General features: G+C 60.1%; 15 protein-coding genes. 6 read left to right on the forward strand and 9 right to left on the reverse strand.

Features of this window, described 5'->3' with window-relative positions:
- The first annotated feature begins 52 nt into the window (after positions 1 to 52).
- The 3 genes from ACWGKN_RS04720 to ACWGKN_RS04730 all read left to right on the forward strand — a co-directional run bounded on the left by ACWGKN_RS04720 (position 53) and on the right by ACWGKN_RS04730 (position 3913).
- The gene (locus tag ACWGKN_RS04720; protein ID WP_452094779.1) at positions 53 to 1327 is read left to right on the forward strand and encodes a radical SAM/SPASM family putative metalloenzyme maturase; all 1275 of its coding nucleotides are present in this window, start codon (positions 53 to 55) and stop codon (positions 1325 to 1327) included.
- Between the two features lie 53 nt (positions 1328 to 1380).
- Positions 1381 to 1902, forward strand: a complete 522-nt coding sequence (locus ACWGKN_RS04725; RefSeq protein WP_035226119.1) for a (Fe-S)-binding protein — start codon at positions 1381 to 1383, stop codon at positions 1900 to 1902.
- Positions 1903 to 2461: 559 nt separating this feature from the next.
- Complete coding sequence (locus tag ACWGKN_RS04730; RefSeq protein WP_452094780.1) at positions 2462 to 3913, forward strand: (Fe-S)-binding protein; 1452 nt, start codon at positions 2462 to 2464, stop codon at positions 3911 to 3913.
- Between the two features lie 30 nt (positions 3914 to 3943).
- Here the strand turns inward: ACWGKN_RS04730 and ACWGKN_RS04735 are convergent, their stop codons facing one another.
- From ACWGKN_RS04735 to ACWGKN_RS04775, 9 genes are all read right to left on the reverse strand, one after another.
- Positions 3944 to 4480, reverse strand: coding sequence for a permease (locus ACWGKN_RS04735; RefSeq protein ID WP_452094781.1), 537 nt, complete (start codon positions 4478 to 4480; stop codon positions 3944 to 3946).
- Positions 4477 to 4959, reverse strand: coding sequence for a permease (locus ACWGKN_RS04740; RefSeq protein WP_452094782.1), 483 nt, complete (start codon positions 4957 to 4959; stop codon positions 4477 to 4479). The genes ACWGKN_RS04735 and ACWGKN_RS04740 overlap by 4 nt, the downstream gene beginning before the upstream one ends.
- Positions 4960 to 4965: 6 nt before the next feature.
- Complete coding sequence (locus ACWGKN_RS04745; protein WP_452094783.1) at positions 4966 to 5436, reverse strand: arsenate reductase ArsC; 471 nt, start codon at positions 5434 to 5436, stop codon at positions 4966 to 4968.
- 21 nt (positions 5437 to 5457) lie between these two features.
- A complete protein-coding gene (locus ACWGKN_RS04750) occupies positions 5458 to 6162 on the reverse strand; it encodes a cytochrome c biogenesis CcdA family protein (RefSeq protein ID WP_035226110.1) in 705 nt (234 codons plus the stop codon).
- A 3-nt stretch (positions 6163 to 6165) separates the two neighbouring features.
- On the reverse strand, positions 6166 to 6504 hold the full coding sequence (locus ACWGKN_RS04755; RefSeq protein ID WP_424253177.1) for a thioredoxin family protein: 339 nt from the start codon (positions 6502 to 6504) through the stop codon (positions 6166 to 6168).
- 74 nt (positions 6505 to 6578) lie between these two features.
- Positions 6579 to 6965 (reverse strand): putative zinc-binding protein, encoded by a 387-nt coding sequence (locus tag ACWGKN_RS04760; RefSeq protein ID WP_052159601.1) that lies wholly within the window; start codon positions 6963 to 6965, stop codon positions 6579 to 6581.
- A gap of 21 nt (positions 6966 to 6986) precedes the next feature.
- Complete coding sequence (locus tag ACWGKN_RS04765) at positions 6987 to 7217, reverse strand: thioredoxin family protein (protein WP_035226106.1); 231 nt, start codon at positions 7215 to 7217, stop codon at positions 6987 to 6989.
- Positions 7218 to 7237: 20 nt separating this feature from the next.
- Entirely contained in the window at positions 7238 to 8539 is a 1302-nt protein-coding gene (locus ACWGKN_RS04770) for a permease (protein ID WP_452094784.1), read from the reverse strand.
- 21 nt (positions 8540 to 8560) lie between these two features.
- A complete protein-coding gene (locus tag ACWGKN_RS04775; RefSeq protein ID WP_052159600.1) occupies positions 8561 to 8914 on the reverse strand; it encodes an ArsR/SmtB family transcription factor in 354 nt (117 codons plus the stop codon).
- 282 nt (positions 8915 to 9196) lie between these two features.
- On the opposite strand from ACWGKN_RS04775, the gene ACWGKN_RS04780 reads away from it, so the two are divergent.
- From ACWGKN_RS04780 to ACWGKN_RS04790, 3 genes are all read left to right on the forward strand, one after another.
- On the forward strand, positions 9197 to 9628 hold the full coding sequence (locus ACWGKN_RS04780; protein WP_052159599.1) for a universal stress protein: 432 nt from the start codon (positions 9197 to 9199) through the stop codon (positions 9626 to 9628).
- A gap of 451 nt (positions 9629 to 10079) precedes the next feature.
- Positions 10080 to 10676, forward strand: coding sequence for a TetR/AcrR family transcriptional regulator (locus ACWGKN_RS04785; RefSeq protein ID WP_424253186.1), 597 nt, complete (start codon positions 10080 to 10082; stop codon positions 10674 to 10676).
- Complete coding sequence (locus ACWGKN_RS04790; RefSeq protein WP_035226097.1) at positions 10673 to 12871, forward strand: acetate--CoA ligase family protein; 2199 nt, start codon at positions 10673 to 10675, stop codon at positions 12869 to 12871. The genes ACWGKN_RS04785 and ACWGKN_RS04790 overlap by 4 nt, the downstream gene beginning before the upstream one ends.
- Positions 12872 to 12877: the final 6 nt, after the last annotated feature.

Raw genomic sequence — 12877 nt, forward strand, 5'->3', positions numbered from 1 at the left:
TTCGAGCTCCGGGCACCACTCCGCCAGGCCAGGCGGAGAGGGGATAGTGAGGATGGAAAGTCTGTACCCCGCAAAGATCTATGTCGAACTGACGACCCGCTGCAACCTGCACTGCCCGATGTGCGTCAAGCAGGCGGAGGGGAGCTGTATCGTCGAGGGCGACATGCCCCTCGCCGTGTTCAAGCGCCTCCTGCCGTCCCTGGCCCACACCCGGACCCTGGTGCTCAACGGCATCGGCGAACCGCTGCTCCATCCCGAACTGGAGGAGGTGATCCGCCTCGCCCGCGGCTGGATGCCGGCCGACGCAGCCATCGGCTTCCAGAGCAACGGCTTTCTGCTCGACCGCCATCGGGCCGAACGGTTGATGGCGGCAGGGCTCGATACGGTCTGTCTGTCGCTTGACGGCATCGATCAGGATGAGGCCGGAGGCGGTCATGCGATCTTCGCCGTGTCGCGGGCGGTCGAGGCCCTGATCCAGGCCAGGGAGGCAACCGGCCGGCGTTTCCGGATCGGGATCGAGACCGTCCTGAGCCGGGAGACGATCGCCGAACTGCCCGAACTGGTCCGATGGGCGATCGGCCAGGAGGTCGATTACCTGATCGCCACCAATCTCTTTCTCTATGACGGGTCGGCGGCAGCGGGCAGTCTGTTCAATCCCAACTCCACTGATGCCGTCGCGATCTTCGACAAGTACAACCGGCTGGCGACGGCGCAGGGCCTGAGCCTTCACCGCTATCTCGCCGCCTATCTGAAATTCACCAAGACCGCGGCGGACCGCGAGTTGCTGGGGCTGGTCGAGCGGATGCAGCGCGAGGCCCGGGACAAGGATATCCACCTCCACCTGCCGAGCCTGATCGAACACGCCGCCGGCGACCAGGGATCGGTGGCGGAGGCGTTCAGCGCGGCCAGGGCGATCGCCGGCCGGCACGGGCTGGAGCTCTTTCTGCCGCCGCTGCAGGCCCCCGCCGAGCGGTCCTGCCCGTTCATCAACGACCAGGCCACCTTTGTCGCGCTGAACGGCGATGTCATGCCCTGCCACTTTCTCTGGCACTCCTATTCCTGCCGGGTGCAGGGGGAAGAGATCCCGGTGCGGCAGCGGATCTTCGGCAATATCCGGCGGCAGACGCTGAAGGAGATCTGGCGCGGTGACGGGTACCGGCAGTTCCGTCACCAGGCCGCAAGCGCCGACTATGCCTCCTGCTGGAGCTGCTCGCTCGGACCCTGCCCCGCCCTGATCAACGACGATCTGTATGCCAACGACTGTTACGGCAGCGTCGTGCCCTGCGGTCACTGCCAGTGGAGCCTGGGCGGGATCCGCTGTCTGTGAGGCGGTGGGGGACGCCGGCCTGAATCAGACCATATCAGCTTGGAGGACCGACCATGTTGCTGACCGGCTATACCCTGGAGATCTTTCGCTCGAAGTGCAACGCCGGTGCCCGGACCCTGCACTGTTTCGCCCATCTCCACGATGACGTCGGTGCGGCGCTGCCGTATCTGAACACCGTCCTCGGCGGCTTCGCCTACACCCGCGAGCCCCCTTCGCTGACCCTGAAGACCTCCGGCAAACTGATCACCATCCATCCCCGCAAGATCGCGGTCAATGCCCTGCAGGATGAGGAGCAGGCGGAGAAGATCGTCGCCTGGCTGCAACGCGAGATCAACGGCGCCTGGGACAATCGCGCCGCTATCGAGCCCAGCGAGCACGGGGTTCAGCAGCCGTCACTGCTGGAGGTCCTGAAACTGCTGCCGAAGACCAACTGCCGGAAGTGCGGCCAACCGACCTGCATGGTCTTTGCCGTTCGGGTGATCGAAGGGGCCAAGGATCACACCAACTGCCCGGCCCTTCAGGGAGAGAAAAGGGAGGCACTGGCCGCGTATCTTTCTCAGTTCAGTTTCGAATAACTTTCCAGTATTGCCTTCCTCTCAACCCTTGGCGGGACACTCATGCCCGCCTCTGCACTGGTTTTTTCCATTGGTTTTCCTGGCAAAATTGTTGGAGTTCATTCTCATCAACCCTGCAGTCAGCTGCAATCCCTTCTTTTGCCTCCTGTGATGGGACTGGTCCGGTGGAATCGACCCGCTGGATCATAGTACACGTCCCTCCCGAAAAGCCCCCTTCATTCCTGATAAATATAATTAAAACATATATATGAATGTCAAAATTTGAATTTCGGTTGTAAGCGTTACGGATATTATTCATTAACACTCTGCTTTGCTGTTTTCCGATCGATACAGCCAATTGGACTGTCGATTTGCTCTATGGTATTGATCAAGTAATTTTCCCCAATCACAATGTAAGACAGGGGGATATATCAATGTTCCCAAGCGCCGGTTTCAAGCGATCGAGATTGTACGTTGTCAAAACTCGTATCGGGTTGGCAGGTAGTTTCTTTTCAGTCGGCGCGTTGGGCTGAATCTTCAGAGCTTTTTGTCCCGAGTCCCTGGCTGAAGGGAAAATATAATGAGAAATTACAAAAAAATATTTGTAGTCATCGGGTTAGTCGCCCTGGTGGTGATGTTTTCCGCTACGGGGATGCATCGATTTGTAATTCTGCACAACATCGGTGATCAGCACGCATCGCTGCAAGGGCTTCCGGACACTGCGGTCATTGTCAATGCCGGCAGCCGGATCGGCCGCATCAGCTTCCTTGCCGGGATCCTCTCGCCGGGATTACTGGTCGCTCTCGCGTTACTGGGCGTATTCCCGTTGGTTGTTCGTCGAGGCCTCACCTTTTTCCGCAATCGGCATCGGGAAAAGATGCCGGTTCAAGATTCAACCGCAACGGCTTCTCTCCAGTCGCCACCTGTCGGACTGCAACAACAGATCGGCGACCACTGCACCGAATGCAACGCCTGCCTGAAAAGTTGTTCGTTTCTGTCGCATTACGGGACGCCCAAGAGCATTGCCAACCGTTTCGACTTTTCCCTGGCCGAGAGTCAGCTTGTCGCCTATGAGTGCAGCCTGTGCGGGCTCTGTACAGCGGTTTGTCCGGAAAAACTTGATCCAGCCAGGTTTTTTCTCGAGGTCCGCCGTCGGTGTTGTGCCGAGGGTAATCTCGATGAATCGAAATATGGTTCAATACTTGGCTATGAGAAGAAGGGAAACTCGCAGTTTTTATCCTGGTATGGGTTGCCGGAGGGCTGTGATACGATATTTTTTCCAGGCTGCACCCTGCCAGGAACTCGTCCCGTGGTCACCACAGGGCTTTTCCGGCAGATCCGGCAGAACATCCCGACGGTCGGACTGGTTCTCGATTGCTGCAACAAACCATCCCACGATCTGGGGCGATCAGGGCATTTCGAGAAAATGTTCGGAGAAATGCATCGGTATCTTGTCAGTCAGGGGATACGAACGGTATTGACCGCCTGCCCGAACTGCACCAAGGTCTTTCGACAGTATGGGGCTGGCTTGGCAGTCAAAACGGTCTATGAAATCCTCGATACCCCGATTTCAGCCATTGGTCTGCCTGGAAATGGCGGGACCTTCACCGTTCATGATCCTTGTCCGTTGCGGAATGACCGGGATACACAACAAGCCGTCCGCAGGATGCTGGGTGATATGGGATTAGCGGTGAACGAGATGCAGCATAGCGGCAAGCAAACGTTGTGTTGTGGTGAAGGCGGGACGGTTGCTGCGGTCAAATCGCAATATGCCAGGGAGTGGGCGCTTGTCCATGAAAGGGAGTCTGCCGGGAGAACGATTGTCACGTATTGCGCCGGTTGTACCGGCAATCTCAACCATGTCGTCCCTGCGCTCCACATCCTTGACCTGTTGTTTCGACAGGTCAATTCGCAAGGGAAGGCAAAGGTCGCCAGGGCCCCTTTTACCTATTGGCATCGATTCCGCCTGAAACGAACCATGATGCGGGATGATCATTTCAAGGTGCAACGCACACGCCCAGTCACTATATGAACGTTGTTGATGTGCCTTCTCGCGGAGAGATCAGACCATCTTTTCCGCCTGGGCATAGAGCCGCCGGACTTCCTCCGCCGGCACCAGCGCCTCGATGGCTGCAGCGATCACGATGATGCCGATGATATCGATCGCCAGCCGCGCCAGGGCGAAACGGGCCCCCAGGGCCGAGCTTTCGAACAGCAGCATCGGGATCTTGGTGGTCGACCAGGCGCCGATGAAGATCAGGATGTTATTGAAGCTCGCTCCTTTTTTCATCAGCACCGCCGCCACCGGGAAAGCCCCGTAGAGAGGGCCGGCGGCAAAGGAGCCGAGGAGAAAGGCGAGCAGACCGCCCCTGGCACCCGAGCCCGGCCCCATGAACCGCATTATCTGCTCGCGCGGCACCCAGACATCGAGGAGACCGAGCAGGACAAAGATCGGCGGGATGACCAGCAGCATGGTCTCGGCCTGGAAACCGATGATCTCGACCGCCTTGACCCGGTACAGCGGCAACAGGAGAAGAAAGACAATGAAGACGGCGGCGGTCGCCATGACGGCCGCATAGCGGCGAAGGACAGGTTTCATAGGCTCACCGCCCAGCCGACGAAGACGGCGGCAATCAGGGAAAAGACATAGGCCAGGAGATTGCGGAGAAATGCCGCCCGCTTGCCGAAAAACTGGATCTCCAGCGGCAGGGTGACCACCCCGACCATCATCAGGCTGGAAATGAAGGCGGCGATCTGGGTCGCCCCCGCTCCCCCCTGCAGCAGGGCGGCGGCCGCGGGGAAGGCGACGAACCCGGGGATCAGCGTGATCGAACCGATCAGGGAAGCGGCCAGCACTCCAAAAACGCCCGAATTCTTTCCCAGCACAAGGGAAATGGTTTCGGTGTCGAGGACGGCCATACCCATCGCCACCAGCAGAAACACAACGAGAAACTGGGGGAGGATGTTCTCAAAGGCCTTGAAGGCCTTTTTCATGGCGGTTCTGGTTTTCTCCCTGTTTTTCAGGTACGACCAGAGCAGGCAGATCGCGGCGACGAGGTAAAGCAGCAGGGCGTCCATCTTCCCTCAGGATGTGTGATGTTCTTGGGGATGAAGGCCCAACGCTTCCGGCAGGGTCTCGACATAGGCCCGGATCTCGTCGCGCACCCGGCGGTAACAGTCGCGCTGCTCCTCCACCCCGGCCCCTTGTGCCGCCAGGTCTCTGGCCATCGCCGGCGGATCGGCAAAACCGGCATGGAGCATCTTCTGTGCCCCGGGGAAGAAGGGGCAGGCCTCGCGGGCATGGTCGCAGACGGTGATGATCGCATCGAAGGAAATAGCGCGCAGCTCGTCAAGGTGCTTCGAGCGGTGGCCGGAGATATCGACCCCGGCCTCGGCCATGACTTCAACTGCCGTCTGGTTGAGACCGTGGGTTTCGACCCCGGCGGAATACGCCTCGATAAGATCGCCTTTGAGGGCCCTGGTCCAGCCTTCGGCCATCTGGCTGCGGCAGGAGTTGCCGGTGCAGAGAAAGAGGATTTTCAGCTTTGGGTTCATTGGCGTTGCCGAAGTCTTATGTCAAGCGCTGAGAAATGGCTGGACGATGAAATAGACGCCGAGGAGGGCGATCATCGTCCCGGCCAGCCGGCGGAAGACCCGGCCCCCCTGCTGCCAGGAACTGCTGACCAGCAACTGTTTGACCAGCGCCGTCGAACTGCCGGCAACGACGATCGGCAGGCAGTGGCCGATGGCGAACAGCAGGATGAACACCATCCCGGTGAACACCTTGGCCTGCACCGAGACGATGGCCAGGATCGGGGCGATGAAGCCGAAGGTGCAGGAGCCGGACAGCACCCCGTAGGCCAGACCGAGGACGAAGGCTCCGGACAGACCTTTGAGTGTAAGTTTGGCCATCAGCCCGCTCGACATCGAGCACTTGGCCACCCCGAGCATGTCGAGGGCGACCCAGAGCAGCAGCAGGCCGATGGCGATGGTCCAGTAGGGGCCGACGTCGCCGAGCATCCGACCGAGCAGCGAACAGACGATGCCGATCACCGCGATGGTGATGAACAGGCCGGTGGTGAAGACCACGGCGTAGAGTGTCGCCCTGCGCCCCTCGACCAGGTGGTTCTGGCCGGCGACATAGCCGATGATCAGGGGGATCGAGGCCAGGTGGCAGGGGCTGAACAGCACGCTGACCATGCCCCACAGGAAACAGCCGAGGGCCCCCAGCAGGAGGCCCTGGCCCATCCAGGAGTTGATGGTGAGAAAGGCCTGGTCCATGGATTACCTGACCCCCAGCTTCTCCAGTTCGGCGACGATGGCCGCCTTTTCCATGAACCCTTCGTGGCGAAGCACTTCCTTGCCCTTGGCGTCATAGAAGATCTGGGTCGGGATGAGCTGGATCCCGTACTTCGGGCCTTCCTGGGGATTCTCCCAGACGTCGATGAAGACGATGGCAGCCCTGTCCCGGTACTCCTTCTCCAGTTCTTCCATGATCGGTGCCATCATCTTGCACGGGATGCATTTCTTGGCCCCGATATCGACCATGGTCACCTTGCCGGGCACGGGCGCCACCGGCACCCCTGCGCTGCCCGAGGCGAAAGCGCCAGTGGCCTGCAACACCAGAAAAGCCCCCGCCAAAATAACAAACGTATTGATTTTAATAAGAGAAAATTTTTTCACGCCGCCATCCCCTTTCAAATGAAATTATATGCCTTGTCAACGACCTGGGTGATGGTATCGGCAGTGATATCGGTTTTACCTTTTTCGAAACCGAGATCGGTCAGGCGCAGATGATTGATGCGGGTAATTCCGGCCTCGACCAGGGATTTTTTGGTGCAGTCGAGGGCACAGCCGTCGATCGCCAGAATCTTCGTCGCGACCTTCGTCGACGCGATAATGCCGCTGACCTTGCCGCTGATCCCGGCGAGGCAGAACATCTTGCCGGTTCCTTTTCTCGTCAGCCTGCGGGCCGCCCGGTCGGCCAACTCACCGACATCGGCGGCGCCGGAACAGGAAAAAATGACTCTCGGGCCGGAACTGCCGTTGCAGCCGCAGCTGCAACTACTGGGAATGGTCACCATGGTGTTGCTCCTCCTGGATGGTTATTTCAACATTGTTTTGACTTCTTCGAGGGAAGGGACCCGGCCGACCGCCTTGACCTCGCCGTTGACCACCAGGCCCGGTGTCATCATGACCCCGAACGACATGATCTTGTTGAAATCGGAGACTTTTTCGATTTCGCAGTCGAGGCCCAGTTCTTTCGCTGCGGTGGTCACTGTTTCCGTCAGTTGGGTGCATTTGGCGCACCCCGGTCCGAGAATGTGAATTTTCATTATTTTCTCCATAGTTAAGATTATCCAAAGTACATGCCGTACAACATGCCGCAGAGGGTTGAGAACACAACGGTAAGGGCCACGAAGGTGGCGGTCTTTTTCAGTCCGAGCACCGTGTTGATCACCAGCATGCTCGGCAGGCTGAGGGCCGGGCCGGCCAGCAGCAGGGTCAGGGCCGGCCCCTGGCCCATGCCGCTGCCGATCAGGCCCTGGATGATCGGCACCTCGGTCAGGGTGGCGAAGTACATGAAGGCCCCGGCGATGGCGGCAAAGAAGTTGGCACCGAGCGAATTGCCGCCGACCGCCCGGGCGACCCACTCGGAGGGGATGAGGCCTTCATGGCCGACCCGGCCGAGCAGGGCGCCGGCGACCAGGACGCCGAAGAGCAGCAGCGGCAGGATCTGTTTGGCGAAGCTCCACGACGAGGCGAACCAGGCCCCGCTCTCACCCTTGTCGGTGCTGGTGAAAATCGACAGGCCTATGAAGCCGGCGGTGAAGGCGATGATCGGCTGGTCGGGGAAAACCAGGGCCAGGACGACGACCGGCAGGGCGATCAAACCGACCTTCCAGGCCCGCATGCCGAACCATAAAATCAGAATCAGGCCCAGGACTGCGGCAAAGACTGAGGTGATCTGCCACTTCGCGGCAAAGATCGCCGCCCACAGGCCGGTGGCCTCCTGCGGTCGGCCCCAGTTGGCGAAGACCAGGACGCCGATCATCGTCGCGAAGTAGATCGTTGTCTGCCACAGCGACCGTTTCACCTCTTCGGCCGGCATCGCCATCTGGATCGCGAGCTTGGCATTTTCCTCCTTACGGAAGATAAAGGCCATCGTGGCCCCGATGACAATACTCAGCAGCACCGCGCCGACGGCCCGGGCCGTTCCCATCTCCGGTCCCAGGATCCGCGCCGTCAGGACGATGGCCAGGACATTGATCGCCGGTCCGGAATAGAGGAAGGCCGAAGCCGGACCAAGGCCCGCGCCCATCCTGTAAATGCCGGAAAAGAGCGGCAGGATGGTGCAGGAGCAGACGGCAAGGATGGTGCCGGAGACCGAGGCCACACCATAGGCCAGGACCTTGTTGGCCTTCGGGCCGAGATAGCGCATCACCGCGGCCTGGCTGATGAACACGCCGATCGCCCCGGCGATGAAGAAGGCCGGCACGAGGCAGAGCAGCACATGCTCCTGGGCGTACCACTTGACCAGGTGGAAGGCCTCGAGGATCGCATTGTCGAATCGAGCCGAGCCGACCGGCAGGTAATAGCAGCCGAGAAAGACGGCGACAATGAGCAACAGTATCTTCCACTCGTTTTTCCAGTTCATTTCACGCCACCATGTCCATTGTCATACCGCGTCAATCTGGCCGATAGGCCGTTTTTGATCCATCAGTTCAATATGGCTCTGGGCCGTTGCCTGCAAGACCGCCTCGACGCATGGCATGAAATTCAATATGCAGGGGACTTTCAGCCGGTAGTAGACCTGCTTGCCGCGCTTGTCGACCTCGACCACGCCGGCCTGCTTGAGGACGGTCAGGTGCTTGGAGACAGTCGAGAAGTCGGCGTTGATGTTTTCCGCCAATTCACATACGCACTTTTCCCCGCCTGCCAGCTGTTCGGCCATCCACAGGCGGGTCGGATGCCCCAATGCCTTCAGAATATTAGCCTTGGCTTCAATAAGCGCCTTTTCTTTTTCGGTCATGCGGACCCCCGTTGTTTGACGTATGGTAAAACGACCAAATGTGCAAGTCAAGCGCAAATTTCAGGGTACGTCAAAAAGGATCCGCCTGCAAACGTATCAGTCTGTTAATACGTAGACAATTTCTTGATCTGCCGGCGATGATCCCGCCTTGCCCCCTCGACCGGCATACTTGATCCGCAACCCTGATCTTCGACAGCCTTCACCCGTTTTTGGCAGTGAACCGGAGGCCATATACGGATAGGCATTCGGTCAATGCGTAACCGCCGCCAATAGAGGATTTTCATGCACACGGCTCTTTTCTGTAATAACGAATCGGCTAACCTTGGCAAAGTAGGAGTCATACTCTGCCAGGGCAGCAGGTCGCATGACAAATTTGCCATCTGGCATTTCAGTCAAAACAATACGGAGGAGGCCAAGCATGCCCTTGTCGGCAAGGTGACGCCCAAACAGATGGCGCGGACCGCCTTGAGCGAATTCTCCAAGGAAAACGAAACAGAAGAAGAAAGCTACGTCAGCCCTCCCAGTCAGATCGTGGTCAAGGAAGGGGGCGTGGTCGAGGTAATCCTCGAACAGGCGGCGGAGAAGGAATGTGATCTGATCGTCATGGGGGCCAGCGAGGGGTTGTTGTCCAGTTCCTCGGTCGGCAGCAATATCAAATCGGTACTCAAAAATTCGAAAATCCCGGTGCTGGTCGTGCCGGCGGAACACGAATAGAAAACAGGACGAGATCACAACCCTGCAGAACCCTCCGTCCGGGAAATCCCTGGCGGACGAAACGGCCTGCCTTATGCCCGCTTCGAGAAGGAGCAGGGCGAGAGAGCAGCAGGATGCGGCGAGGTCCCTGACTTTGCCGCATCCTGCGAAAGGGGCCGAGGGGTTCTCCTTTCGATCGCGCTGTGAACCGGCAAGCAAAACAGAGGGCGGCCTGCCGCCATGGATTCAGGGTGTGTTTCGCCATCTGGACACCCTGATCAAAAAACTCTAGCAAGGAGGCAGCCAGGCGGAGGCCTGCCCCAGATCCAATGGCTAATCACAGCCGGAAATGGCGCCGGCGGTTCGTCCATGCCAATGAATCCCTCCTTCGGCCGCAAGTAATGCTTGACAAGTCCCGGCACTGGTAAGTAAGCGTTACTTACCTTACCAATCTTCATCGACTCTCCGGAATATGAGACACAGCGGCAACACCAATCCACCGGGCCGGCAGAAACTGATCAAGGCGCTGTCCACCCTGTTGAAGACCAAACATTTTCAGGCGATCACCACCGCCGAGATTGCGGCGACCGCCGGGGTGACCGAAGGGTTGATCTATAAATATTTCAAAGATAAACAGGATCTTCTCTACCAGGTCCTCTATGAGCACTTCACCGCCTTTCTCCTGGAAGTGAAACAGCGGATGGCGCCGGCAGAAACCGCGGTCGACAAGGTCGAGATCCTGATCCGCTCCAGTCTGAAAAGTTATACCGAAAACCGGGTCTTTGCCAGGATGCTGCTGCTGGAGGTGCGGAGCACCCCGGCGTACTTCGCTACCGACGCCTATGGCGTCGCCCGTGGTTTCGCCCGGACCCTCCGCGGGGTGATCGAAGACGGCATCGCCCGGGGTGAAATCGACCGCCGGATCGATCCATTGCTGTTAACCAAATGCATCCTGGGATCAATCGAACATGCCTGCCTGGGAGAAATTCTCTTCTCCCGGCAACTCGATGTGGACAGTACCACCGCCACCTTGAGTCATATCCTCTTTCATGGAGTCCGAGCCCAATGAATACAAGTACGGTTGGAGAATTGATTGAGAGCTGTCCGTCGTCCGGCAACGGGGTGATCCCGGAGGATCGCGCCAAACGGATTTTCAGCGCCTGCGGCATCCCGGTGGTGGCCGAGAAGGCCGTTGCTCCGGACGGTGACCCCGGCGCCGCCGCGGTGGAGATCGGTTTTCCGGTCGTGCTGAAGGGGTGCGGCAGCCGGATCCTGCACAAGACCGACGCCGGTCTGGTCCGGGTGGGCCTTGCCAACCCGGGCGAGGTCAGGCAGGCGGCCGGGGAGATGATCGCCCGGGCCGGGGCCGACCTCACCTCCTTTCTCCTCCAGCCCCAGTTGCAGGGCACCAGGGAACTGGTGGCCGGTGTCTTCCGCGACCCCCTGTTCGGACCGGTGGTCCTGTTCGGCCTCGGCGGCATCCACACCGAGGTGCTCAACGATACGGTGATTCGGATCGCACCGCTTTCGGAACGGTTGATCGAGGAGATGTTCGCCGAACTGCGGGCCAAGGCCCTGCTGGGCGCCTACCGCGGCGCCAGGCCGGTCAACCTCGAGGCGATGAAGCGGATACTGATGGCGCTGTCCGACCTGGCAGTGGCGTATCCCGCCATCAAGGAGATCGACGTCAATCCGATCCTGATCGACCGGGAAGGGGAGCCGGTTGCCGTCGACGGCCTGATCATCGTCGACCGCGACCGGGGCGAGGTCAGGACGAGAACGCCGATCGACACCCGGGCCTTCATGGCCTGCTATTATCCGAAAGCGGTGGCGGTCATCGGTGCCTCGGGCACCCTGACCAAGTGGGGCAATTCCGTCACCGCCAACATCCTCAGCCGAAATTTCCAGGGGCAGGTCTACCTGGTCAATCCCCGTGGCGGAGAACTGATGGGCCGACCGGTCTACCGCTCGATCGCCGCCATCGATCAGCCGGTCGACCTGGCGGTGGTGACCATCCCGGCGGCAAAGGTCCTCGACCTCATCCCCGAGTTGCGGCAGAAGGGTGTCAAGGCGATGCTCCTCATCACCTCCGGCTTCCGCGAGACCGGCGGTGAAGGGGCGGCGCTCGAGGCGAGGCTGGTGGAGGCGGCCGAGGAGGCGGGGGTCGTCATCTTCGGCCCCAATACCATGGGGATCTGCAACCCCTGGATCGATTTCTTCTGCTCCGGCGTCCATGTCTATCCCAACCCCGGCGGCACGGCGCTGGTCTGCCAGTCGGGAAACATGGGGACCCAGCTGCTGGCGTTCGCCGAGCAGCAGGACATCGGCATCCGCGCCTTTTCCGGTTCCGGCAACGAGGCGATGGTCACCATCGAGGACTACATCCAGGTCTTCGAGGATGACGACAAGACCAGCACCGTGGTGCTGTACGTCGAAAGCATCAAGGACGGCAAACGGTTTTTCGAGTGCACTCGCCGGGTCTCCAGGAAAAAGCCGGTGATCATCCTCAAGGGCGGCCGCACCGGCAAGGGCAGCGCGGCGGCCGCCAGCCACACCGGGGCCATTGCCTCCGATCATCGGGTCTTCGCCGCGGCCTGCCGTCAGGCCGGCATCATCCAGGTGCAGCAGCCGATGGAACTGCTCGATCTGTCCGCGGCCTTCTCCTCCCTGCCGCTGCCCAAGGGCAACCGGGTAGCGATCATGACTCTCGGCGGCGGCTGGGGAGTCATCGCCACCGACCTGTGCCTGGAAAACGATCTGAGCGTACCCGATCTCCCGCCGGCGATCATCGACCGGCTCAGCGCCTTGTTGCCGGCGTACTGGAGCCACGGCAATCCCGTCGACATCGTCGGCGAGAACGATCCCAATATCCCCAGGACCGCGCTCGAGGAACTCCTCAGGTGGGATGGCTGCGATGCCGTCATTCATCTCGGCATCCACGGCAGGAGCATCCTCGCCGGTCGGATGCTGGACTCGGTCGGCAAATCCGATCCGGCCTATCCCCCGGCAAGGATCGAGGCGATCAAGAAGATGGTGGCCGCGATGGAGGCGGACTATATCCGCCACGTCGTCACCCTGACCGAGCGTTACGGCAAACCGGTGCTCGGGGTCAGCCTGCACACGAACGAAGACATGCGGACCGTGTACCGGTTTGACGACTGCCGCTACCAGGGCGTATTCTTCTCCTCGCCGGAGCGGGCGGTGAAGGCCGTGGCCGGGATGTTCCGGTATCGGCAATGGCTGACCGGCAGCAGTGAAGCCTGAACCGCT

Source organism: Desulfoprunum sp. (assembly GCF_053613775.1).

Excerpts from the sequence above, each read along its gene's own strand:
- ACWGKN_RS04730 (WP_452094780.1), top strand. The coding sequence starts at position 2,462 with ATGAGAAATTACAAAAAAATATTTGTAGTCATCGGGTTAGTCGCCCTG.
- ACWGKN_RS04725 (WP_035226119.1), top strand. The coding sequence starts at position 1,381 with ATGTTGCTGACCGGCTATACCCTGGAGATCTTTCGCTCGAAGTGCAAC.
- ACWGKN_RS04740 (WP_452094782.1), bottom strand. The coding sequence starts at position 4,959 with ATGGACGCCCTGCTGCTTTACCTCGTCGCCGCGATCTGCCTGCTCTGG.
- ACWGKN_RS04745 (WP_452094783.1), bottom strand. The coding sequence starts at position 5,436 with ATGAACCCAAAGCTGAAAATCCTCTTTCTCTGCACCGGCAACTCCTGC.
- ACWGKN_RS04720 (WP_452094779.1), top strand. The coding sequence starts at position 53 with ATGGAAAGTCTGTACCCCGCAAAGATCTATGTCGAACTGACGACCCGC.
- ACWGKN_RS04775 (WP_052159600.1), bottom strand. The coding sequence starts at position 8,914 with ATGACCGAAAAAGAAAAGGCGCTTATTGAAGCCAAGGCTAATATTCTG.
- ACWGKN_RS04765 (WP_035226106.1), bottom strand. The coding sequence starts at position 7,217 with ATGAAAATTCACATTCTCGGACCGGGGTGCGCCAAATGCACCCAACTG.
- ACWGKN_RS04760 (WP_052159601.1), bottom strand. The coding sequence starts at position 6,965 with ATGGTGACCATTCCCAGTAGTTGCAGCTGCGGCTGCAACGGCAGTTCC.
- ACWGKN_RS04785 (WP_424253186.1), top strand. The coding sequence starts at position 10,080 with ATGAGACACAGCGGCAACACCAATCCACCGGGCCGGCAGAAACTGATC.
- ACWGKN_RS04780 (WP_052159599.1), top strand. The coding sequence starts at position 9,197 with ATGCACACGGCTCTTTTCTGTAATAACGAATCGGCTAACCTTGGCAAA.
- ACWGKN_RS04750 (WP_035226110.1), bottom strand. The coding sequence starts at position 6,162 with ATGGACCAGGCCTTTCTCACCATCAACTCCTGGATGGGCCAGGGCCTC.
- ACWGKN_RS04770 (WP_452094784.1), bottom strand. The coding sequence starts at position 8,539 with ATGAACTGGAAAAACGAGTGGAAGATACTGTTGCTCATTGTCGCCGTC.
- ACWGKN_RS04735 (WP_452094781.1), bottom strand. The coding sequence starts at position 4,480 with ATGAAACCTGTCCTTCGCCGCTATGCGGCCGTCATGGCGACCGCCGCC.
- ACWGKN_RS04790 (WP_035226097.1), top strand. The coding sequence starts at position 10,673 with ATGAATACAAGTACGGTTGGAGAATTGATTGAGAGCTGTCCGTCGTCC.